At 43.3% G+C, this 21,878-nt stretch carries 23 protein-coding genes; 3 read left to right on the forward strand and 20 right to left on the reverse strand.

What is annotated here, in order from left to right; genetic code table 11:
* Positions 1-32: 32 nt before the first annotated feature.
* The 4 genes from mobQ to DWZ38_RS06125 form a co-directional block, all read right to left on the reverse strand.
* Positions 33-1,505 carry a MobQ family relaxase gene (mobQ, locus tag DWZ38_RS06110; RefSeq protein WP_117850962.1) on the reverse strand — a complete coding sequence of 491 codons (1,473 nt, stop codon included), beginning with the start codon at positions 1,503-1,505 and terminating at the stop codon, positions 33-35.
* Between the two features lie 2 nt (positions 1,506-1,507).
* Positions 1,508-1,825: a DUF3847 domain-containing protein gene (locus DWZ38_RS06115; RefSeq protein ID WP_173705778.1), complete on the reverse strand. Its 318-nt coding sequence runs from the start codon at positions 1,823-1,825 to the stop codon at positions 1,508-1,510.
* Between the two features lie 286 nt (positions 1,826-2,111).
* Positions 2,112-2,315, reverse strand: a complete 204-nt coding sequence (locus tag DWZ38_RS06120) for a hypothetical protein (RefSeq protein WP_004614949.1) — start codon at positions 2,313-2,315, stop codon at positions 2,112-2,114.
* Positions 2,316-2,455: 140 nt separating this feature from the next.
* Positions 2,456-2,686, reverse strand: coding sequence for a helix-turn-helix domain-containing protein (locus DWZ38_RS06125; protein ID WP_064786802.1), 231 nt, complete (start codon positions 2,684-2,686; stop codon positions 2,456-2,458).
* Positions 2,687-2,988: 302 nt separating this feature from the next.
* On the opposite strand from DWZ38_RS06125, the gene DWZ38_RS06130 reads away from it, so the two are divergent.
* Positions 2,989-4,029, forward strand: coding sequence for a DUF6076 domain-containing protein (locus DWZ38_RS06130; RefSeq protein WP_117457311.1), 1,041 nt, complete (start codon positions 2,989-2,991; stop codon positions 4,027-4,029).
* A 19-nt stretch (positions 4,030-4,048) separates the two neighbouring features.
* On the opposite strand, the gene DWZ38_RS06135 is transcribed toward DWZ38_RS06130, so the two are convergent.
* The 16 genes from DWZ38_RS06135 to DWZ38_RS06215 all read right to left on the reverse strand — a co-directional run bounded on the left by DWZ38_RS06135 (position 4,049) and on the right by DWZ38_RS06215 (position 19,292).
* The gene (locus DWZ38_RS06135; RefSeq protein ID WP_015540914.1) at positions 4,049-6,463 is read right to left on the reverse strand and encodes an FtsX-like permease family protein; all 2,415 of its coding nucleotides are present in this window, start codon (positions 6,461-6,463) and stop codon (positions 4,049-4,051) included.
* Between the two features lie 14 nt (positions 6,464-6,477).
* Positions 6,478-7,143, reverse strand: coding sequence for an ABC transporter ATP-binding protein (locus DWZ38_RS06140; RefSeq protein ID WP_117850965.1), 666 nt, complete (start codon positions 7,141-7,143; stop codon positions 6,478-6,480).
* Between the two features lie 197 nt (positions 7,144-7,340).
* Positions 7,341-9,719 carry an FtsX-like permease family protein gene (locus DWZ38_RS06145; protein ID WP_015540913.1) on the reverse strand — a complete coding sequence of 793 codons (2,379 nt, stop codon included), beginning with the start codon at positions 9,717-9,719 and terminating at the stop codon, positions 7,341-7,343.
* A 14-nt stretch (positions 9,720-9,733) separates the two neighbouring features.
* A complete protein-coding gene (locus tag DWZ38_RS06150) occupies positions 9,734-10,399 on the reverse strand; it encodes an ABC transporter ATP-binding protein (protein ID WP_117850968.1) in 666 nt (221 codons plus the stop codon).
* A 177-nt stretch (positions 10,400-10,576) separates the two neighbouring features.
* Positions 10,577-11,608, reverse strand: a complete 1,032-nt coding sequence (locus DWZ38_RS06155; protein WP_116704912.1) for a HAMP domain-containing sensor histidine kinase — start codon at positions 11,606-11,608, stop codon at positions 10,577-10,579.
* Positions 11,605-12,297 carry a response regulator transcription factor gene (locus DWZ38_RS06160; protein WP_064786815.1) on the reverse strand — a complete coding sequence of 231 codons (693 nt, stop codon included), beginning with the start codon at positions 12,295-12,297 and terminating at the stop codon, positions 11,605-11,607. The genes DWZ38_RS06155 and DWZ38_RS06160 overlap by 4 nt, the downstream gene beginning before the upstream one ends.
* Positions 12,298-12,505: 208 nt before the next feature.
* On the reverse strand, positions 12,506-12,643 hold the full coding sequence (locus DWZ38_RS06165; RefSeq protein WP_243000169.1) for a helix-turn-helix transcriptional regulator: 138 nt from the start codon (positions 12,641-12,643) through the stop codon (positions 12,506-12,508).
* Positions 12,644-12,750: 107 nt separating this feature from the next.
* Positions 12,751-13,230, reverse strand: coding sequence for an MGMT family protein (locus DWZ38_RS06170; RefSeq protein WP_117850971.1), 480 nt, complete (start codon positions 13,228-13,230; stop codon positions 12,751-12,753).
* 86 nt (positions 13,231-13,316) lie between these two features.
* Positions 13,317-13,784 (reverse strand): hypothetical protein, encoded by a 468-nt coding sequence (locus DWZ38_RS06175; protein ID WP_117850973.1) that lies wholly within the window; start codon positions 13,782-13,784, stop codon positions 13,317-13,319.
* Positions 13,785-13,788: 4 nt separating this feature from the next.
* Complete coding sequence (locus tag DWZ38_RS06180) at positions 13,789-14,310, reverse strand: hypothetical protein (RefSeq protein ID WP_117850975.1); 522 nt, start codon at positions 14,308-14,310, stop codon at positions 13,789-13,791.
* A 266-nt stretch (positions 14,311-14,576) separates the two neighbouring features.
* Positions 14,577-15,971 (reverse strand): plasmid recombination protein, encoded by a 1,395-nt coding sequence (locus DWZ38_RS06190; protein ID WP_117850980.1) that lies wholly within the window; start codon positions 15,969-15,971, stop codon positions 14,577-14,579.
* A gap of 268 nt (positions 15,972-16,239) precedes the next feature.
* Positions 16,240-16,473, reverse strand: a complete 234-nt coding sequence (locus DWZ38_RS06195) for a complexin-2 (RefSeq protein ID WP_117850982.1) — start codon at positions 16,471-16,473, stop codon at positions 16,240-16,242.
* 70 nt (positions 16,474-16,543) lie between these two features.
* Positions 16,544-17,503, reverse strand: coding sequence for an AAA family ATPase (locus DWZ38_RS06200; RefSeq protein WP_347518975.1), 960 nt, complete (start codon positions 17,501-17,503; stop codon positions 16,544-16,546).
* 159 nt (positions 17,504-17,662) lie between these two features.
* Positions 17,663-18,028 carry a hypothetical protein gene (locus DWZ38_RS06205; protein ID WP_117850986.1) on the reverse strand — a complete coding sequence of 122 codons (366 nt, stop codon included), beginning with the start codon at positions 18,026-18,028 and terminating at the stop codon, positions 17,663-17,665.
* Positions 18,028-19,092, reverse strand: coding sequence for a site-specific integrase (locus DWZ38_RS06210; protein WP_117850988.1), 1,065 nt, complete (start codon positions 19,090-19,092; stop codon positions 18,028-18,030). The genes DWZ38_RS06205 and DWZ38_RS06210 overlap by 1 nt, the downstream gene beginning before the upstream one ends.
* Positions 19,093-19,103: 11 nt before the next feature.
* The gene (locus DWZ38_RS06215) at positions 19,104-19,292 is read right to left on the reverse strand and encodes an HTH domain-containing protein (RefSeq protein WP_117449617.1); all 189 of its coding nucleotides are present in this window, start codon (positions 19,290-19,292) and stop codon (positions 19,104-19,106) included.
* A gap of 159 nt (positions 19,293-19,451) precedes the next feature.
* On the opposite strand from DWZ38_RS06215, the gene DWZ38_RS06220 reads away from it, so the two are divergent.
* Positions 19,452-20,054, forward strand: a complete 603-nt coding sequence (locus DWZ38_RS06220) for a helix-turn-helix transcriptional regulator (protein WP_117850990.1) — start codon at positions 19,452-19,454, stop codon at positions 20,052-20,054.
* A 23-nt stretch (positions 20,055-20,077) separates the two neighbouring features.
* Positions 20,078-21,655, forward strand: a complete 1,578-nt coding sequence (locus tag DWZ38_RS06225; protein WP_117850992.1) for a hypothetical protein — start codon at positions 20,078-20,080, stop codon at positions 21,653-21,655.
* The last annotated feature ends 223 nt before the right edge of the window (positions 21,656-21,878 follow it).

Raw genomic sequence — 21,878 nt, forward strand, 5'->3', positions numbered from 1 at the left:
AAATACCGATAGCGGTAAAGCTGCCGGTTATATCATAGCTCCATCTCATGTTTCTTTCTCTGTACTTCCTGTGGCTGCTCCCTCCGGCGCAGTGCGGTATCTACGGCGTTCTGCACCTGCCGCAGCCGTATGACTTCCTCCCGGAGTGGCTTGTGCTGCGGAGACAGTTCGGCATACTCTGTTTTTAACTGTGCGTATTCCTGTTTCCATGCTTTCAGGGCAATGGGTTTTCCGTCCAGTTTTTCTTTCAGAATACGGCGGGCGGCATAAAACAGCCGTAACTCCGCATCGTGGGATGTTTCAAATTTCTCCCTCTGTTTCTTAAACTTGATATTGTTCAATTCCGTATGGACAGGTTTTAGCCGCTGGTAATTCTCGCCCTCCCGTATCAATTCCTGCAATTCCTTTATCCTGGCAGATTTCTTTTTCATGGAGCCGCTTAATGCTTCAAATTCTTCACTGACAGAGGAAAGACGCTCCTGCAAATCCTCTAATGTGAGCAGCTTGTTTTCCGTCAGATAATTGACGGCTTCGGCAAACTGCTTTAAGTTTCCGGTTCTGGCTTTATTGCTCCATGCCCCTGCGTTGCGCTGGTTGTAATAAGCGATCAGCAGGTCGGCAAGGTTCGGTGTCTGTGGTTTGGAAAGTTCTTCTTTTACCTCTGCCATCCAGACAAACAGGGCTTTGATCTTCTTCCTCACATCCTGCATGAGCCGGTTGGTGGCTTTAATCCAGCGGTTCAGTTCCCCTTTCTCGGTGCGGATGCCCTTTGCTTCCATCTGCCGGACATTAGCTCCCTCGTGGACAGTAGGTATCAGGTCAAGCCCCTGCCGCACATAGGAACGGTGGTCGATACGCACACCCAGTCCTTTTTCCTCAAATTTTGTATTAACGGCAGCCGCCCACTGCTCCCGCCAGTGTTCCAGTGTTTCCGGCTCGTGCCAGTCTGTTGTGTGGACAGCATTAAACATATAATCGCCATTTTTATCCCGGATTCGGTTTCCATCTTCATCAAGAAGATATTCCCGCCGCTGTTTTTGTCCCCATGTGCCATCCGGGTTCAAAGGGCGCATTGTTGTCATCACATGGAAATGCGGGTTTGGGATACCGCCGTCCTCTTTCTCCGGACTGTGAAAAGCAAGATCGGCAATCATGCCTTTTGCCACAAACTGCTCCTGCACGAACTTCCTCGCCAGCTCCATGTTTTCTTCCAGCGTCAATTCATTCTGCATGGCAATATCAAAGGAATAGGCAAGCTGTGCTTTTGGATGTTTCTCGCAGTTCTCCACAGCATTCCAGAGGGTCGCCCGGTCAAGATATATTTCCGGCGCATGGGGTGGCAGCATGATTTCCGAAGCGATCACGCCGCCCTTTTTGGTGTAATCGCTGACTTCTCCATAGTAGCTACTGTAAAGACGCTCCCCGGCTCGGTAGGCTGCGCTGGCAATGGCGCTCTGACCGGCGCTGCGCTTTATCTGTGCGATTGAAAAATGATAAAGTGTTATCCTTAGTCACCGCCTTTCTCCTGCCCGGAAATACAGGCGTGGTTCTCTGCGGCAGACCGGATGAAATGCTCCGCCTGCGGCAGATTCAAAATGCTTTCCATGAGGGAATAAAATTCCGTTTCGGTCAGCTCCTTTGTCTGTGGCGCAATGCTCTCAACGGCTGCCCCACGGGTAATCAACCGGTGCGTCCTCTGTTTTCGGGAACCACTTTCCAGATACGCCTGCCGGTTTTTCAAACGCTGCATTTTCCGTTTTTCCCGTTCCAGCAGGACAGTGGTTTTTTCATATTCCTGTTTCAACTGTTCCAAAGATTTTTCCATGTTCTCACATCCTTTACTTATAAGATAAAGAAAGACCATCCGCAGACAGTCCGTGTGTCAGTGCTTCTATAAAACCCGATGAAAAGGGAAAACCGCAGAGCGGATTTCTCTTTTCGGAGGGTACACAGGGGATAGCCGCCTTAGCGGCGCAAGGGGGTGTAGCCACCTTGTCGGAGCGAAGCGAACGCAGACCTCGGATTGCTGATTTTATCAGCGACAGAGGTAAGCTCCACAGGACGCACGATACATGGTCTTTAGACTATGTATAGAAGTGCGCCCTTAGTTCCTAAGGGATTTTGCCGTTTCCGGCAGTTTTGTCCTTTTTCTTGGAACGCTTGGAAAGATACTTCGGGCAGTCAACCACAACCGCCCGGAAGCTCTGTTTGCATTCGTGCTGGCATTTCCGGCACAGTTCGTTGTAAGTGATACGGCTGCGGTCATTTAAGAAGAAAGACCATTCCAGCCGTCGCTTGTTGCTCATTCTTGCCATAACCGGCTCCTTTCTCCGTTTCTATCTGATGTACGCAGATAGGCTGTTTTAGTGTAGCGTTTCGGTATCATTTTTAAGGTTTTTTCCCTCTGTATGCCCCTTTGGAAAGTGCGGCAGTATTGCAGTCAGGGGATAATACCTCACGCTTTTTTGTCGCTTCTCGGTACGGTTTCGGAGCCTTTTGCCATCCATTCAAAGAAAGCAGTTTTGCTGACCTTGATAAGCCTGCCACTGCGGAACGCCGGAAAGCCGGGGGTGTGTACCAGCTCATAGGCGCTCGCTCTTGAAATTCCCATAATCTGCTGGATGTCCGCCACATCCAGAACCAGCGGTAAATCCTCGTAGCTGTTCAATCTCTTTTTATTGCTCATTCTGTTCCTCCCATAAATCAAATAGGTTAAAATGCTTCCTGCTGCCGTTCTCCCCAAAAGCCGTTTTCCTGCCCCATTCCTACGGTGTTTCCCTGCATTGGTGCGCTGGATGCGTCACTTCTCCTGCCGGTCATATCCCTTTTGGACGGTCATTCACTTGTCAAGGTACTGTATGGTACGAAATTACCAACTGCAATCATCATAGCGGACTATCCTTGACAAAACAATACTTCTGCGATACCATGAGTGTAACGGATATAACTGAATTATATAATTACCATAAGAAAAGGCAAGGGATAGGGATGGAGAATCAGTTTATACGGCATGAGCCATGTTTTGAGAGGATTTTGTTTGTCCTGACGCTGGACAGGAAGAAAATGAAAGAGCGGATTTTGATTGGGGAAGAACAGCAGATCCGCTTCCGTCTGAACGGGAGCCAAAACACAGAGGTGCTTTGTGATATGACACGCCCACTGGGAACTTTTTTGATAAACTTTGAGCGTGACACGGACAGAGATTGGAACTTATACGGGCTTTCTCCACTGCGGCAAGCCCTCCACTCCAACCGATGGAAACAGCCGGAGCTGGAGCAGGCGGCAAGCGAATTTCTCTGGGGAAAATATCTTAGCAATGACCCTCTGAAAATGTATGTGGCGTTCCGTATTTGGAACAGCTATCTGCTTGCCAGAGAACCCCGTGACCGTAACGCTGCCTGTGACCGCTTCATGGATAAAATGAGCAGCCTGACCGGGGTATTCCATAACGAAGCCATGAGCTTTGACAGGGAGACAGGAAAACCGAAACATTTTCAAGCTGGCAGCCTTTATTTCAAAGGCGCACCGTCAGAAGATACCCGGCTTGACCTCTGGTTCCCGGACAACCGGCGCACAGAAGAATGTGTGTCTGCCTATGCGTCCCTCTACCCGTTGATTACCTATTATCTGAACAGGCTGAATGACTGGGGGCTTTGCTTCCGACAGTGCAAGGTCTGTGGGAAATATTTTCTGGCAAAGAGCCAGCGGTATGAGCTGTGCAGCGATAAGTGCCGCAAAGCACAGGCGCTTCAAAACAAGCGGGAATTTGACGAGAGGGCAAGAGAAAATAACTATGACCTGCTTTATAAAAATGAATGCCAGAACTGGCGCAACAAAATAAACCGGGTAAAAAATACCGCAGGCTTTCCGGCTGACCGTCTGGAAAAAATACAGGCTGCCTTTGCCGACTTTAAGAAAGAAGCATTACAGAGAAAAAAGGCTGTAAAAACAGGAACAGCCAGCCCGAAAGAATTTACGGACTGGCTGTATCAACAGAGTGATATTATTTTGAAATTAACTACCTTTTAAGTGATGTCTATACAAAAGATCATTCCTCCCTTATGGCAGACAAGATGCTTGTTTTCTTCAACTCGGATTTTGCGTATGCAGTGAAAATCAAATATATAACTGCTAAAACAACGACTAACGCCAGTAGAAACAGCCACGGCAATACCAACGTAATGCAATGGTTTACCGCATCCAATCGTCTACAAACAATTACACTTAAAATGCTTCCAAATACAAGAGCTATTACCAACGAACCTCCGAGGTAAATTCCCATCTCCCTATCCAGCATTGCTTTCAACTGTTGCCGTGTTGTTCCAACAGCTTCAAGCAAACCGAATTCACGCTTTCTATTCTGAAAATCAACCATAAGCATATTCGTAAGGCTGATACTTCCAAAGACGAACAGAATAGCAGAAGTCATATATAGAGCATTTATAGATGCACTGTATCGATACTGAATATTTTTAATCGTTTGTTCAATCGTATTTACTTCTATTTTTCCATTTTTATCCGCAATCTTCTGAACTGCGGTCAAAACTTCATCAAAACATCCCTCTGAATTTTTAATCGCCAGAATCCCCGTCTGTTCCGTTATCCCTGTCAGTTTCTTTGCTGTGTCATAAGTCATAATGAAGTAGGGGCTTCCAGGAACAACCGGGCTATCCTCCATTAAATCAGATCTATTGTATGTGCCTACAACAACGGCTTCCACATCAAAGGTTCTACCATCAAAAGCTCTGCCCTCAATCTTCAAAGTATCGCCAACTTGTGCTATATCTTCTGCAACCAATATTCCATTTTTCTCAACCATATCATCGTAATCTGCTGTTCCAGAGGATAACGCCGCCTGCTTTTCTTCTGTCTGTTCCCGATTTAAGGTTGGAAAGAAGTCTGAAATGCTCGTGATAGAACCACTTTCGCCCGAAAAAGTAGCTGTCATATAAACGCTGTCAAATGCGGTAATCTTTTCTATCCCATCTACCTTTTCTAATTCCTGCATCAATGCCTGATCTTCAAGTGGATTTTCTTCCAGTTGCAATTTTGCACTTCCGTATGGCTCCGCTTCGTTATCGAAAGAGCTGCCAACTGTATTTCTTATTTGTATAAGAATGTTACCGGCAGGATAATATTTGAAACTTGCCTGTTTTGCCGGATCAATAGAACCAGCAACCGTAGAAGTAACCAGTAAAAGAGCTCCGCTTACTCCAAGCATTAAAAGCGTCAGAACTGCTTTTTGTTTGTTTCTTTGTATATTTATTTTCGCCAGATTAAACGGCGTAAGTTTCCGATGCAGTTTTGAGCTGCTTTTTGCCTTTCCAGCATACGCAAGGTATTTAGCACCCTCTACCGGGGAAGTATTCATTGCTACTCGGACAGGCTTAAAAATGGCAATATTCACTGTTACAAAGGCTACTGCGGCAATCAGTACAGCATAAATAACTGTTGTTTTTAGCCGGAATCCATCAGGACAGCCAATAAATCCAATCAGTACACCAATGACAAGCCCCAAAGGAATACCAGCTAAGGCATATAAACGTCCCTCTTTACTTGCCATCCGTTTAATCTGTCTTTTTGTCATGCCAACTGTCCGCAGTTGCCCAAACATCTGAACATTTTTTACAATCTTTGTGTAAAAAACACCATAGACAATCGTTGCCGCCAAAATAGCCGTCAACGCCGCCAGTAGTGGTACTGGAATCGGAATACCCGATGTTATCACACCCGACATAACAGCAGAATACTCTGTAAGCATTACCTGTTCCTCGACAATGCCTGTATTTTGTATTGCTTTGCCGGCAAAATTAAGAATAGCCGTGGAACTTATGGCGTCTGTATTCAACCGCGTATATGCTGTAACCTGAAAAGAATCTTTTGCCAAATCTTGGGCAAGCTCTTTACTAACATAAATAAAATATCCGTTGCTTTCTTTCGTATTATTCAAAACACCTGAAAGTGTATATTCTGCTTTCTGTCCTGTTCCAGTCAGGTCAATAGAAATTGTATCGCCAGTCTGATAGGATTTTCCTAAAAAATCAAGGTAGTTCTGGGGGAGCATAATCTCATCCGCTTTCTGCGGCACACTTCCCTGAAAAGTTTTTTCTTCCTGATGTAAAAAATAATCTTCATTTCCATAAGCAACAGTGATTGTTTTATTTTCAACATAAAACACACCTATAGCGGAATATTCGCCAACCCATGTAATATTTTCGTTTTGATGCAGCTGAGCCGTTTGTTCGTCTGTAACTCCCAAAATGCCAATCTGCGCTTTATTCCTCTGTGTGTTCTTGAATTTCTCTTGTGTACCTGTTGATATTAGGAGAATCGAAAAAACCATACAGACAGAGATGGCGATTGTCAAAAGCAGAAATGCCTTGTTTCTCTTATCCGCTTGCATACTCCTACCTGCCAATTTTTTTACAATGGCACTTGTATCATTTTCAAAAGGCCATGTCATAGTCTGCCACCTCCTTACTCCACAATCTTGCCATCCTCAATGCAGACAATCCGATCTGCAAGACGGGCTATGTCGTCATTGTGGGTAATCATCACAACAGTTTGCCGGAACTCCGCGCTGGTGCGCTTGATAAGTCCCAGCACCTCGGCGCTGGTCTTGCTGTCAAGGTTGCCGGTCGGCTCGTCGGCCAGCACAATAGCCGGTTTGGTAATCAGGGCGCGGGCAATCGCCACACGCTGCTGCTGGCCGCCGGAAAGATTGTTCGGCATATTTTTCAGTTTATCTTCCAGCCCCAGCAGGTGAACGATTTCGTCCAAAAACTTCTGATCCACCGTGTCCCCGTCCAGTTCCACCGGCAGGACGATGTTCTCATACACATTCAGGATAGGAACAAGGTTATAGTTCTGGAAGATAAAGCCGATGTTGCGGCGGCGGAAGATGGTGAGCTGTTCGTCGTTCATTTTCGACAGCTCTTTGTCCCGGACAATCACGGTTCCGCTGGTGGGAGTGTCCAGCCCGCCCATCATGTGAAGCAGGGTGGACTTGCCGCTGCCGGAGGTTCCCACAACGGCCACAAACTCACCGTCATTTACGGAGAAGTTCACGCCGTCAAGGGCGCGGGTGATATTCGGCTTTGTGCCGTAATACTTTTTCAGGTCGATAGTCTGTAAAATGCTCATACTCAAAACTCCTTTCAAGGCTTTCTGCCTGCTGATAAGGGTATTGTAAAACCCAAATGTCCGCGAAATGTTACAGCGGCCCAAAAATTTCATTGAAAATCGGAGTGAAATGTTACAGCGCTCGGACATTTCAAAAATTTTTTGAGAAATGGCGAAAAAAGCGGGGCAGCACACGCCGCCCCGCCGATCCCATACGGTTATTCCATCGCCCGCATTTGTTCAATCAGGGATTGCTTTTTCTGTCTGCGGATTGTCCATACAGACAAGATCAGTTCCATTCCGAACAATACCAGAATGAACAGTCCCATTTCCAAAACCGGGAATTTGTAAGGCACTACATTTCCGGCAAAAGCTCCTATACTCATTTTTCTGCAAGCAAAGATGGAAGCCGGAAGCCCAACGATCAGCGTCGCCAATGTTGCAAAGAGCGCATAGCACAGCCCCTCACAGATGTTCATTTTACATAGCTGTTTTTGTGTTAGGCCGATAGAACGCAGAATACTGTTTTCCTGCTTTCGGGCTATCTGGTTAGAGAGTGTCGTATTGATAAGGTTGATAACGCCAAAGAGAAATACCAACCATGAAAGTATCTCCATACTGCCAAACGCAAAAGAATTTGTCATTTCTTCATATTCAATCACTGTATTGATTTCATCTAAGGCAATATTACTATGGCTGGCAACAATATTTTTCAATTCAGCTCCCACATAGTCCGTTTTTTTAGCGTCATTTACAATGCTCCATGAATAGTCAAAAGAGGTGATTTCCGGGTGCAGTTCGTGGAACAACGCTTCTGGTGCAAAAAGAGTTGCCCCATCTAAGTGCATCCTGCCATGTCCTGAATATACCTTTGCAGGAGCGTATAACCCCGATATGGTAACAGAAACGGATGGCTGTTCTTCTCCCAAAGAAATCTCAACCGTTGAACCAACACCCATATCCTCATTCTGCTTTAGCACATTATAGTCAATTACAATACTACGGGAATCTGTTGGCATGGTTCCCTCTGTCAGAGCCGCTTCAACTGCCGCATAATTCTGGTCGGTCAGCATATCGCACATACCACCAGCTTGATGAATCTCTGTTTTATAAGTTGCATGGAGAGATTGCCTGCTTGGAATTATATCTGTAACGCCATCAATAGATAAGATTTCCTGCTTTAATTCCTCATTCAATGGATTTCCCGCTGCCATAACCTTTTCTTCTGTCATTTCAGAATCCAAATAAATTTTATAGTCGCCGTCTGGGAAAAACTGTCTTGCAAGTGCCTCTGGTGAGCGCAGCAAAACAATGGAGGATACCACAAGCAGGATAATTCCGCCCAAACTCAATGAAGCTACAATAGCAACGGTCTTTTTTCGGTCACGCTTAAAATTCGCAATTCCCATTGAAACAGGATTGAGCTTGATGTTCTTTTTCCGGCTGCGGATGTCCTTTTGCGCCGGGGTAAAACGGATGGCTTCAATCGGGGAAATCCCTGCCGCAATTTTTACTGGCTTACGGATGGAAACAGATACCATGATCCAACTACTTATGAGTGTCAAAATAACCGTTTCCACATAGGAAACAGCGTTAAATCCCTTGGGAAATAGAAGAAAACCGCCGCATACACCCAGCACTGTACCAATCAAAATTCCGATACTGCCGAGTTTGCGTCCCTCCCGCTTTACAATCCGCTTGATTTGCTTTGGCGTTGCACCAATCGTCCGAAGCTGCCCGTAGCTCTTGATTTTGTCATTGATGGAGATACGGAAGATACTCTGGATCACAATATAGCCGCCGATCAGAACAATGGCAATCACGCCAGCCATCAGTGCAAAATCAAAGGATTTAGAAGCATAGGCAAAATACTTGCTGTTCATTTTGGGCATAGGAAGCTGATATTCCTCCGCAATCTCCCTGCAATAAGAGGTCATCAGTTCTTCGCCCAACTGGTCGCTGTTTTTGAAATGGGCATAGGCACGATACCCAGCCGGGTCAAATCCATCCCATTCTGTCAGGGCAGCTTTGGAAAGAATGATAGCGCAGGTATTCGCTTCTTTTTCATTTACGCTGTCCATAATTCCGGTAACGACATAATCACCATGAAAACTCTCGGTATCTAAGGTCACAGTGTCCCCAATCTTGGCATTGTTTCCATAGGTGGAAAGAAAGTATTCGCTTACGACAACTTCATTTGCTTTTTCAGGAACCCGGCCCTCTAACAACTTCATCTGCGCCTTGGTAATCTCCATCATTTGCGCGTCGCAATACACATAGGACGCATGATAGCCCTGTTCCGAAAGTTCCTCACCCAGTATATAGTAGCTGCCTACGCGCTCAAACTCCGGCACTCCTTTCAGGGTTTCAATGTCGTTTTCCTCCACGCCCAGCCAGACCGCCTCATAAGTATCGACAACCTGATTGCGCTGCATTTGTGTCAGGGAGGTAGACACAATTCCCGTAAAGCAGATCAGAAACGCCGCCAGCGCAACGGCGATCACTACCATCAGATTCCGGCGCTTCTCGCTTTGCAAACTTTTCTTTGCCAGCTTCTTTGTAATGGCGCTGGTATCATTCTCAAAAGGCCATGTCATAGCCTGCCACCTCCTTACTCTACAATCTTTCCGTCCTCAATGCGGACGATCCGATCTGCAAGGCGGGCAATGTCGTTGTTGTGGGTAATCATCACGACAGTTTGCCGAAACTCCGCACTGGTACGCTTGATAAGCCCCAGCACCTCGGCGCTGGTCTTGCTGTCAAGGTTGCCGGTTGGTTCGTCGGCCAGCACGATTGCCGGTTTGGTAATCAGGGCGCGGGCAATCGCCACACGCTGCTGCTGGCCGCCTGAAAGATTGTTCGGCATATTTTTCAGTTTATCTTCCAGCCCCAGTAGGTGAACGATTTCGTCCAAAAACTTCTGATCCACCGTGTCCCCGTCCAGTTCCACCGGCAGGACGATGTTCTCATACACATTCAGGATAGGAACAAGGTTATAGTTCTGGAAGATAAAGCCGATGTTGCGGCGGCGGAAGATGGTGAGCTGTTCGTCGTTCATTTTCGACAGCTCTTTGTCCCGGACAATCACGGTTCCGCTGGTGGGAGTGTCCAGCCCGCCCATCATGTGAAGCAGGGTAGACTTGCCGCTGCCGGAGGTTCCCACAACGGCCACAAACTCGCCGTCCTCCACGGAGAAGTTCACACCGTCAAGGGCGCGGGTAATGTTCGGCTTTGTGCCATAATACTTTTTCAGGTCAATAGTCTGTAAAACGCTCATATTCAAAACTCCTTTCAAGGCTTCTTGCCTGTTGATAAAGGTATTATAAAACCCAAATGTCCGCGAAATGTTACAGCGGCCAAAAAATTTCATTGAAAATCGGGGTGAAATGTTACAACGCTCGGACATTTCAAAAAAATTTACGGCGGGCAGCCGGGAATGGCCGTCCGCCGCGTTCTATTTTGTAGGCAGCATAATGGAAAATTCCGATCCCTTGCCCGGCTCCGAAACCACTTTGATATAGCCGCCCTGTCGCGTTACGATCTCGCGGGCCAGATACAGGCCAATGCCCACGCCCTGCTGTTCGTGTACTTCTTCCTCACGATAGAAGCGCCGGAAGATGGCAGCCTGATTGCTTTCGGAAATGCCCTTGCCGGTGTCGGTCACTTTGATCTCCACATACATTTCCCACAGCACCACCGACACAGCGATTTTCCCTCCCGCCGGGGTGTACTTCACCGCATTGTCCAGCAGGTTAAAGAGGGCTTCGGATGTCCACTTGCTGTCATGGGAAACGGTCAAATCCTCCGGGCAGTCCACAGACACGGCGATTTCCTTTTTCTCCGCTGCATACACGATCCCACTCATGGCCTGCGCCACGGTATCAAAGAGGCGACCCGGTTTCTTGTCCAACTGGATCACGCCTGTTTCCAGACGGGAGGTTTTCACAAGGGCCTGAAAGAGAAAGTCCAGCTTATCCGTCTGGCTGCGGATTCCCCGGATAAAGTCGGTGCGCTCCGCCTCGGTCATAGGCTTTTCCAGCAGGGTGTCCGTCGCCATTTTCAGATTGCTTACCGGCGTTTTCACTTGATGGGAAATATCCGATACAAGGGTCTGCAACTCCTGCCGTTCCTCGTCCACCCGGCGGCGGTTCTCCTGCATGATCTGGTAAAGCCTTGCCAACCGGTGTCCGATTCTGGCAAGCTGGGTTTCGCTGTCCTCTGGCCGCTGGGGTGCTTCATTTCCGGCGATCATGTGGTCTAAAGTCTGGCACAGGTTAGCGGTAAACTGCGACAGCCGCTTTCCAAACGCCTGCGTCAGTACAAAAATCCCCACAAGGGCGCACAGTAGCAGCGCCCCGCCAGTCAGCAGCACCGCCGTCTGTTTTGTCACAAGAAACAGGGCTATGGTGATCCCGGACATGGAAAGGACAAGTCCTATTGCCACCCGGCTAAACAGCCGCTTTACCGATAGGTTTTGAAACTTCATTTTGCCTCGCCTCCCGTCCATTGATAACCCATGCCGTAAACGGTCTTGATGTAGGGCGCGCCGCCGTCGGATTCGATCTTGCTGCGAATTCGGCTAATGGAGGTTGTCAGGGTGTGTTCGTCTACAAACCTTTCGTCTATATCCCACAGCTTTTCCAAAAGCTGCCCACGGGTCAGCACTTGCCGGGGATTTTTACGGAACAGATTCAGCATTTTATATTCCATCAGGGATAGGGTCAGGGGCTTGCCGTTTAAGGAAGCCGTCTGCTCCGAGAAGTCCAGAAACAGCCGCCCGTCGTCGTAAATGTCCTTGGCCGGTTTGTGATGTTCCAGCATGGCGAACATGGCTTTGATTTTCCGCTGCAAGGCCCCGATCACAAAGGGCTTTGTGATGTAGTCCACCGCGCCCACCTCATAGCCCCGTATCTGGTCACTCTCCTGATCGTTGGCGGTCAGGAAAATTACGATGGTGTCCGGGTACTGGGGCTTTATCAGCTTGCACAGCTCAAACCCATTCCCGTCCGGCAGGTTGATGTCCAGCAGCACCAGATCAAATTCCCGCTGGCGGATGGCGTCGGCTGCGGTTCTGGCATTTAGGGCAGAAGTCACGCCGTAGCCGTCTGCGGTCAGGTTATAGGCCAACATCTTATTCAAAAAACTGTCGTCCTCGACAATTAAAATCTGCTTCATATCCTCACTTCCTTTTCTTTTTGCAAATAGTATAACAGGCAAATGTCCGAGAATTGTTACAAGGACAAATATATTTATCATTTTACAGCTTTTTTCTGTGTACTGCAATTTTATAAAAGAAAGGACAGCAGTATCAAATTGCTGTCCTTGCGGTTTATTATAGCTGGTAGTGTATAAGCGTGGGTTCATCATATTTGGTGTGGTATCTTTAACTATGGGAAACTCCTGTCTCCCATCTGGAAACGGTTCTTGCCGATACACCAAACTTTTCTGCAAGCTGTTCTTGTGTAAGATTATTTTCCTTACGGCATTGTTTCAAAAAAGCTCCTATCTTTTTTGTGTCCACGTTTCTACCTCTCTTTCACTTACAGCTTACCAATTATTTCAGAAAACCCCACGACATAAACCGAGAATCACCTGATTTTCGACCGGACATTGCGTGTCTGGCACAGATTAATCCATTTCAAACAGAAAATCTTCGTAATCTTTAACGTAATACCTGATACTTTTTCGCCCTTTTTGAATGATAATATGACCCTCTGCTTCCAGTTTTTCTTTTTGTTTCCGGGTACCGCCTGGATACTTTTCATTCAATTCACCATTTGCTTTCAGTGTTCTCCAGTAAGGCGTTTTATCTTCCAATCTCTGATGGCTTGCCCATGCAGCAATAGATACAAAAATTCCGGCAGTTATAGGTTCCGTAAAATCTGCACCATTCTCTTTCGCAAAAAATTCTCTTATCTTTCCAACTGTAATCACTTTGCCATATGGAATTTTTTTCATCACTTCATCATAAGCAATGGGTGGTGCAAAATACATCCTGTTTCCACCATATTTCTCAATGCTCTTTTCATCCGTAATTATCTGGAACTTTGGCATATCTTTATTATCATGCAACATTGCATTAAAATCCTTCTTATCTTCATTAGCCATATCCGCCACCTCCTGATCTAAGGATATACATTTTTCCTATTCTATGCAATGAGACACTTTTATAAATTTCTTATCATAACCAGCATTTATAACTCTTTTTTATGATTTAAGTGAATGCCGATATGCCCTACCCCCAGTATTATTGCAGCCACAAATAAAATTGGATTCCGTCCATATATAGCAATCAAACCGCACGCAACAAACGGAAGAGTAGCACCTGCAACAGGAATACCCATTAAACTGCTGTAAAAATCTTTCATCGTCTTTTCACTTTTAAAATACCGTACCCAGTATAATTCATACATAATCATCAACACAAATGCCGTAATCAGCCAAATCATCCATGCAGAAATGCCTTGAATGTTAAAATCTTTGAAAATCAGCAACAAACAAGTCACTAAAACTTCGCCAACTCTCTCAAATAACAGCAAGATTTTGCTTTCATTATGTACATATTTTTCATAGTCTTTGGGCTGATTCTTCGTCCAAAACAGATTCGGAACTATTAACATGATAAGAAACATCAAGCCAATATAGGAAAATCCAAAATGCATAAATTCACCTCATAATTCCCAATTTTCTATCTGAGCAATTCGGGTTAAAATTCTCTTGTGATGAATCACAATAGATGGCAATCATATGATCACCGTTAATCCGAAATCGATATTTATCATCTAAAAACTCCATCTTCATTGTTTCCGGATAATGGAACATATTAACCATTCTATAAAACCCATCAGTGATAGATTCCCTATCACCATATGGCATTGCAGTACATATCACATTGTCATTTTTCACTTTCCATAAAGCACCATGATCCAGAAGGGGTTGATAAAAATCCTGCATTTGAATCGATAATTCATCATTCTCTTTGTTTTTACCTCTTCCATATCCACGTGCCTTTGCTGATGAACCCTCCTGAAGTACTCTCAAAAAATTAGATGCACTGATGGTTGTAGGTTGTAACCATCTAACACCTACAATGTTAAATTCATCTATAAATCTGTAAAACTTATCTGGAAAATCGATATATCCAAACGATTCTTGCGCACGAATCTTAGGTATGTATTCAAATTTCATAGAACTCCATCCCCAAAAAAATCTTTCTATCACTATTCCATAAAGTTACAATAATTACCAATTGATTTCTTTCTTATTTTATCACACTCCCATTCCAAACACCATTCTTATATTCACCACCAAAATAACCCGAAAATAACTTTCCACAGAATTCTATACTCATTGTGTACAATTTTTTGATAAGAACCAAACCACTCAAATAATAATTTCTATGCAACATGTAACTTAATCCGTCATTCCCATAATACAAATATTTCTTCATATTCTCACAACTCCATTCCTCTGCGTTTAGTTTTATTTTTCTTCTGCTGCATATTGTACTTCCGGCTTCTTTCTCTGTCCCATTGCAGCCTGTCACTCAGTTTTCTCGGTATCTGCTCTTTCCGTTTTTGTTCTTCCAATGCTTTTTCCCTCTGAATATCATGCCAGATTGCCGACTCTATAGTATCCCTCCCAAATATCCGCAGTGCTCTATTATATTTATCTGATATTACTTCCAGCTTATCTACATCATCACACAACTGATTGCACAGATCCGCCACCTTATCAGCATCCTTTTCCAGATCATCATAATCTTTCTTCAACTGCTGATATTTATCTCTCCATTTTTCTGCTTCTCTGGAAAGTTCTATCACCTTTGCAGCTAATCCTGCAATATAATGCTTCATCTTAGCGAACAGAGGTTTAATCTTTTTATTGCGGTATGTAGACGCCAGTTCCAGTGCCCCGACTTCTGGCAACACTAATTTAATTTGCCCGGAATTCTTTAATTCCTTATCAATACTATTTATGATGGGCTGCAACTGATTCCGTTGCTTCTCCATATGCTTCAGCTCTTTTTCCACCTGTTCTTTGCTTTCCCTGACTTGATCTCTGGCTTTTTTTGCATCAGCTTTTTCCTGTTTAAGCGCCTTTATATCTGATTCTGCCGCTTCTACATCTGCTGTCAAATTTTCTATTTTCTGTTCCAGTTCCTTTACTTCTTTTGCACGTTCCTTCTTCTTAAAATTATACACATCCAGATGTTCTTCATGAGTTCCTTTCTGCTCCCATTCGATTTCATGCCGCTCCATAATCTCTGCCAAAACTTCTTTTTCATGATTAATCCATTGATTCAATTCTGTATCATGCTTGGCACCACCTTGAAATCCAAGGCTTTTTAATGCCTGTTTCAGCGAAACTCTTGTATCCATTCCTTTTCCCTTCCACCCGGTCACATAAGGCACAAAATCAATATGTAGATGTGGGGTAGCTTCGTCCTGATGCAGATAACAGCAAAATACCCGGAGTGTTGGATTTCGTCTCTGAAAATCCTGCATATATTCATCTAATACTTTCACCGCACGATCTCCGTCTGGTGTCCCTGCAGCCATATCTTTATTATTTCCAATCTGGAAAATCACCTCATGGAACAACTTCTCCTGCTTTCCATGCTGGATCTTATCATAATAATTCGTAATCTTCCGGTCATTTCTTTTCCCGACATTATATCGTTCTACCGATTCATCAAACAGTTCTTTGTAAACATCCTTTAGGTTTTCATCCCGGTAACAGATGTTCAGATATACTCTATTCGGATTAACATTTTCTGCAATAAAATCCCGTCTGTTATGAGCAAGAGAACCTGTTCCAGTCATACCGCTGATTGTTCTTTTCATCATCCTATTTTTCACCTCACATTCTCTAAACAGTGCCGGATACGGCACATAAAATGTATTCGTGCCCGTCAGGGTGGTTTTGTTACTTTTGTCAAAAGTAACGCAAAAGCACTTTCGACAGCCGTACCGTCCATCAAAAGTACCCTTGCGCCCTGCGGTGCTATTCCTCCCTGCGGTCGGTGTACTTCCGTCCTCATATCTGCAACTTTTCCTTGTCTGCCATTTATACAGGAGCGTGCCACGCCCCTGTCATATGGCATTCAAAGAAGAATTACCATCGAAAGTCAGCCTGTATTCCCCGCCTGTCCAGATACTCCTGTCGGGCTTTTTCCCGTTCTTCCTCTGTTGGAGCGGTTTTTGATTTCGTATATAATTCACGTTCCACCATAGTTTTCATTTTCTGCTCCAATCCTTTTTTCACATCTTCAGTACAACTATCATCATCAAGCAGATGATATCGGAGCAGTTTCATAAATAATTCCTGTGGTATTTGTACATTTTTCATCCATAGCTCCTTTCAAGATAGCAAGATTCCCTGTTCTTAAAGAGATGGTAATCTTGCCATCTTCCCAATATTATTCAGGCAACATCCAGAACCACTGGTTACCAATTTTTACAGAATCAATTTCCAGTTCCTTCTTCGCATTCCATAGTGTTTTCTTTTTAATTCCCCTGCTTTCCGCCTCTTCTGCCACCTTTGTCTGTGCTACAGAACCAGATGCCAGGACTTCCTTCAGAAATTCCTTTGCTGCATGAATTTTCTGTCCCCGGTTGTCTCCGCTCAACAAATCATCTGCACTGATGTCATATTCCCCAATCCATTCAAATCCAGTATCTTTGTCTAAACGAAATGCAATGGATTTTCCTTCCGGTGCAAGGGAGCTTTTCACATGACACACAACACGTATTTCCGGTTCATTCTTGATCCTTCCGACAATCAGCACGCTTCTGGCTGCTGCTTGAAAATCAATAGAGCCAAGTCCACGGTATGACGATTTCCCATTACTGTTTTTGTTCATGTGACCGATTAAAATAATCGCACAATGATATTTTTCAGCAAGCACAGCCACACGCTTCATCAAGGGGCGGATTTCATTTGCCCTGTGCATATCTACATCAGTCCCCAGAAACCCCTGTATCGGGTCTAAAACTACAAGGCGTGCTTTTGTCTGTATGATGGCTTCTTCTAATCTGGCATCCATCATAGTCAGCGCCTGATCGTTATCATCAATCACCATCACTCTGGAACAGTCTGCACCTGCGGAAAGAAGTCGAGGCTTAATGGTATCTCCCAATCCATCCTCTGCAGTCTGATAAATTACATTTACCGGCTCCAGATCCATTGTTTTTTCCTCCAAGGCTGGTTCATCACTGCCCGATGGTAATACTGCCTCACCTTTTGTCAGCTTTGCAATAATCTGCAACACCATTGTGGTCTTGCCCTCACCGGGATCTCCCTGCACGATCGTAACTTTCCCAAAGGGAATAAAGGGATAAAGCAGCCAGCCTATTTTTTCTATCTCTATTTGTTCCATATTTATTAGTTTTAAATTCGGTTCGTTTCTTCTGTTATCCAAAATTACCTCCATTTTCTGTTGAAAGATGGTGGAGACTTTGGTAGAATAACCTCAGTGATTGATTTGGATTTTCTACCAAGTCTCCGCCTTTAGGTGTTTGCCGATACTTAAAGGCTTTTATTTTTCATCTTCCAATATCTCTGTTTTAAAATCACTTGCTGTCCAAGCTGCTAAACAACCATTACCAGTGATTTCAATTACCTGTTTCATTAGTGCCCGGCAGTCTGCCAGTACCTCATATAAATCCTCTGTTTCCAGATAATCCAAACGCTCCCACAGCCGCCGTATTTCAAGGCTTAACCGATCACTTTGATATTTACCGACCGCAATCTTTACTTCCTGATGGAGTACAGACTGAATGAAATAGTTTCCTTTCGGCAGTCCACTCACTATAATGCGCGCTTCTAATTCTCTGCGTTCCTCAGGTGTCATCCGGAAACAAACTGTCTGATTGCGTTTTCTATCTTTATCTAATCCACTCATTACAAATCCTCCCTGTATTCACTGTCCAGCCGTTCAGCCAGTTTTGTCTGTTTGTTTGGATAAAGATGCGCGCAGGTATTCAGCGTAGTTTCCACTTTTTCATGTCCAAGCCGATTCGCAATCTCCAACGGTGAAAATCCCAGTTCAATCAACATACTTGCATGGGAATGCCTCAAATCGTGTACCCTTATCCGCTTTACTCCACTTTCTTTAATTCCTCTCTGCATTTCATGCTCCAGATAATATTTTGTAATGGGAAACAACCTGTCGTTCTCCTGCAACTCATATAAGCTGTCCATATAATCTTTGATATCTGCAGCCAGAAACTCTGGAATGGTAATCACTCTCTTGCTTTTCGGTGTCTTTGGTGGAGTGATCACATCTTTCTTGCCAAGACGTTGATATGATTTTGTGATAGAAATTGTTCTCTTTTCAAGATCTACATCTTTCGGATTCAGAGCCAGAAGCTCTCCCATACGCATCCCCGTCCAGTACAAGGTCATAAATGCCATATAAGAAAGTCTTTTGTTCATGACACTGTCGATAAACTTCCTAAATTCCTCTCCTGTCCAGAAATCCATTTCTTCTGCCTTGCTCTTACCCATACTTCCGGCTTTTGCACAGGGATTACTTTTCAAATCGTAATATCGAACCGCATAATTAAAGATTGCGCTCAACTGATTATTGATTGTTTTCAGATAAGTGGGTGAATAGCCCATTTTAATCAATTCATTCTGCCATTGACGGATGTCAGCTGCAGTAATGTCATTTACCCGCTTATTCCCGAAATACGGGAGAATTTTCAGCTCCACGATATACTTTTTCGTTCTCATGGTATGCTCCCGCAGGCGAGTCTCCATATCTGCACAGTACATCTTCCAAAAATCCTCAAACTTCATATCAAAGTCCGCTTTTTGCGTAATAAGGAAATTTCGAAGCCATTCCTCCGCCTCTCTTTTGGTCGCAAAACCTCTTTTAGTGGATTTCCGGCGTTTTCCCTGCCAATCCGTATAACGATACTGAATCAACCATTTCCCGGTTTTCTTATCTTTTTCCGCTTTCATTCGACCACCTCCTATGCACTGAACCCATACCAGCGTTTTTCAAAATAGCGTCTGGGAACTTTGCCCGCAATCACCAAAAATCCTTCTTTTTCCAGTTCCTGATTCAGCTTACGGATCAGCTTGTAAGCATGACCTACAGAAACACCCAGCATTTCTGCGAGTTCATTTGCAGTAATATAAATCTTGTTGTTTTCTGCCATATATGCATCCTCCTTTTCTTTTTATAGCGTTGTCGCTACATTTTATATCCCCATTATATGTAGCGACTTCGCTATTGTCAAGTATTTTGAAATGCTAGTAGAAAAATTTTTTAAAACATGGTATAATGTAGCCATCTCGATACATGGAGGGCGATAAGAATGACCATAGGAGAAAAAATCAAATACTGCAGAAAGCAAATCGGAATCACGCAAGATAAACTGGCTGAGCTGACCGGTATCCATCCGGTTTCTATCCGAAAATACGAAACCAATAAAATGCAGCCACAACCTCCTCAGTTAGAGAAAATTGCAGCTGCACTCGGTGTCAGTTATAATGCTTTGAATGGCAGTGATACTGCCGGGCTTCGTCTGGAAACAGTCGGTGATCTGATGGGTGTACTTATGGTTCTTTGCAATTCCGGCATCCTCCAGATCAGCGGAGATCGTGGAGAAGACAAGATGTTAAAAGATGATACCGTATCCATCCAACTGAATCCGGTGCTTTCTTCTTATCTTGAAATCGAATATACGGCCAGAGGGAAAGCACATACCTTGTCCTTGCAGGACGCATTGCTGAAAATCAGAAGTTATAAGGTATTTAATGACTTATTGAAATGGGAAAAAATGAATTACATCTACCAGAGTGCATTGAAATCCGCTGGTGATAATCCAAATGAAGCTACACAGGCAACTATAGATGAAATAGCAGAGACGAAAGAAAAAGTGGAATTAGAGTTGCAACGAGCATTATTGCCACTTTAAATAATTAAAAAAAAGGAGACGTTATGGCATCATTAATGATAAAAGATATGTATTTGGGAAAAATTGATGGATACAATGAATTCCTTGAATACGGTCAAGATACTTGCAAAGGACTATTTTTTGAATTTCCAAATGTACCTATTGATAAAATACTTGATGGAACAACCTATTATATATTCGGAAATAAAGGTACTGGAAAAACAATGTTACTCAAATATATAGAAAGTAAAATTCTCGAAAATCCAGAAACTAATTTCACAGAATTTATTCGATTTAAAAAAGATGTAGATACAGAACAAAGAAATCAATTAAAAAGAACTGCAGTACCTTCAAACAGTTTTGAAGAAGTGATTGAAAGCGATATTCCTACAGATATTTCTTTGAATTGTACACTTGCGTGGCAAGTTTATTTAATTAAAGTTATCATAAATAGATTATCTCAGACTGAATATGGAGTTTTTGATCGAACTGATGATACTTGGATAAAGTTATGCTCTTTAATCAAAGCTGTATACGGAGAAAACAATGCTGCTGACCAAATAAAAAAGATTCTACCTAAAATGAAACGTGGAAATCTGGAACTTAATCTTAGCGATTTTGGTAAAATTAACTTTGACTTTGAATGGACAGATTCATCTAAAACTACTGCATCTTTTTCCTCTGTCGCCAAACAAATTATATTTTTATATACTAATTTGAAACCAGTTGAAAATACTATATACATATTAGTAGATGAACTTGAATTATCTCTAAAGAAAAATAAAGATTACCAACGCGATATCACGCTAATTAGAGATTTAATTTTTGCAATTGAATCTCTTAACGAAATTAATCGTACTCAAAACTATAATGTTCATTTGATCGCAACAATCAGAAATGAAGTTTACAAAAATATCATTTCTAAAGGAATGGAGATTAATAAAGTCATTTTAGATTTTGGTGTAACTATTTCATGGGAGCAGAAAGGCGGAAATATCCGTAATCATCCCCTACTAAAGATGTTAGAAAAAAGAATTCATTACAGCGAAAAATTAGCTGGATTGCAAGAATCTACTGATATTTGGAATACCTATTTTGTTCCTACAATAGGGGAAAGCAAACTTCCTATAGAAAATTACTTATTAGATCAAACATGGTATAAACCACGTGACATCATTCGTCTTTTTTCTATAATACAAAAACAACACGGGCAAAAATCATTTTTCGATCAAGAAATATTTGATTCAGTACGAAAAACATATGCGGAAGAGTCTTGGATAGAATTTGAAGAAGTATTAACTGCAAAGTATTCTGATGCAGAAGTTGAAGGAATCAAGAAATCATTAACCAGTTTAGCCTTGCCTTTTGAAATAAAAAATTTCCAAAATAACATTGATAGTAATAGGGACTTTTTTGAAGAAGTTGAAACCTTAGCTAAAAACAGAAAAACTCCACATATTCTTAAAGATTTATATGAAATTGGTGTTATTGGAAATTATGGCTCTAACCCTCGGTTTTCATTTAAAGGAGATACTGATTTGAGTCCTACAATGCCTATGACTATCCACTATCCTCTAATCCGATTTTTTAAAGCTTCACTTCCCAAAAGAAGAAAACGTTAAGTTTTTGTACTCAATCTGTACTCAACCACATAGTAAGAGCCCGGAAACCCGCATAAACACTGGATTTCCGAGCTCCATTTTTTTATTCAAACTCGACAATCACTAATCAATTTTGTTTAGAGATTATTTGTTGCCGTGTTCGCTTTTCTTTTAATTATTTGATTTATCCATATTATCCTGCCTATACAGGCTAATGTTATCATTTTGTTATCGGCATTGATAA

The organism is Ruminococcus sp. AF31-8BH, assembly GCF_003460605.1.
In the GTDB taxonomy this organism is placed as follows: Bacteria; Bacillota; Clostridia; order Lachnospirales; family Lachnospiraceae; genus Blautia_A; species Blautia_A acetigignens.

Bases quoted from the DNA above. Each gene is read 5' to 3' on its own strand.
- DWZ38_RS06225 (WP_117850992.1), top strand. From the start codon at position 20,078: ATGGCATCATTAATGATAAAAGATATGTATTTGGGAAAAATTGATGGA.
- DWZ38_RS06200 (WP_347518975.1), bottom strand. From the start codon at position 17,503: ATGGAACAAATAGAGATAGAAAAAATAGGCTGGCTGCTTTATCCCTTT.
- DWZ38_RS06130 (WP_117457311.1), top strand. From the start codon at position 2,989: ATGGAGAATCAGTTTATACGGCATGAGCCATGTTTTGAGAGGATTTTG.
- DWZ38_RS06160 (WP_064786815.1), bottom strand. From the start codon at position 12,297: ATGAAGCAGATTTTAATTGTCGAGGACGACAGTTTTTTGAATAAGATG.
- DWZ38_RS06155 (WP_116704912.1), bottom strand. From the start codon at position 11,608: ATGAAGTTTCAAAACCTATCGGTAAAGCGGCTGTTTAGCCGGGTGGCA.
- DWZ38_RS06135 (WP_015540914.1), bottom strand. From the start codon at position 6,463: ATGACATGGCCTTTTGAAAATGATACAAGTGCCATTGTAAAAAAATTG.
- DWZ38_RS06115 (WP_173705778.1), bottom strand. From the start codon at position 1,825: ATGGAAAAATCTTTGGAACAGTTGAAACAGGAATATGAAAAAACCACT.
- DWZ38_RS06120 (WP_004614949.1), bottom strand. From the start codon at position 2,315: ATGGCAAGAATGAGCAACAAGCGACGGCTGGAATGGTCTTTCTTCTTA.
- DWZ38_RS06175 (WP_117850973.1), bottom strand. From the start codon at position 13,784: ATGCATTTTGGATTTTCCTATATTGGCTTGATGTTTCTTATCATGTTA.
- DWZ38_RS06125 (WP_064786802.1), bottom strand. From the start codon at position 2,686: ATGAGCAATAAAAAGAGATTGAACAGCTACGAGGATTTACCGCTGGTT.
- DWZ38_RS06145 (WP_015540913.1), bottom strand. From the start codon at position 9,719: ATGACATGGCCTTTTGAGAATGATACCAGCGCCATTACAAAGAAGCTG.
- DWZ38_RS06150 (WP_117850968.1), bottom strand. From the start codon at position 10,399: ATGAGCGTTTTACAGACTATTGACCTGAAAAAGTATTATGGCACAAAG.
- DWZ38_RS06195 (WP_117850982.1), bottom strand. From the start codon at position 16,473: ATGAAAAATGTACAAATACCACAGGAATTATTTATGAAACTGCTCCGA.
- DWZ38_RS06220 (WP_117850990.1), top strand. From the start codon at position 19,452: ATGACCATAGGAGAAAAAATCAAATACTGCAGAAAGCAAATCGGAATC.
- DWZ38_RS06205 (WP_117850986.1), bottom strand. From the start codon at position 18,028: ATGAGTGGATTAGATAAAGATAGAAAACGCAATCAGACAGTTTGTTTC.
- DWZ38_RS06170 (WP_117850971.1), bottom strand. From the start codon at position 13,230: ATGGCTAATGAAGATAAGAAGGATTTTAATGCAATGTTGCATGATAAT.
- DWZ38_RS06190 (WP_117850980.1), bottom strand. From the start codon at position 15,971: ATGATGAAAAGAACAATCAGCGGTATGACTGGAACAGGTTCTCTTGCT.
- DWZ38_RS06215 (WP_117449617.1), bottom strand. From the start codon at position 19,292: ATGGCAGAAAACAACAAGATTTATATTACTGCAAATGAACTCGCAGAA.
- DWZ38_RS06180 (WP_117850975.1), bottom strand. From the start codon at position 14,310: ATGAAATTTGAATACATACCTAAGATTCGTGCGCAAGAATCGTTTGGA.
- DWZ38_RS06140 (WP_117850965.1), bottom strand. From the start codon at position 7,143: ATGAGCATTTTACAGACTATCGACCTGAAAAAGTATTACGGCACAAAG.
- DWZ38_RS06210 (WP_117850988.1), bottom strand. From the start codon at position 19,092: ATGAAAGCGGAAAAAGATAAGAAAACCGGGAAATGGTTGATTCAGTAT.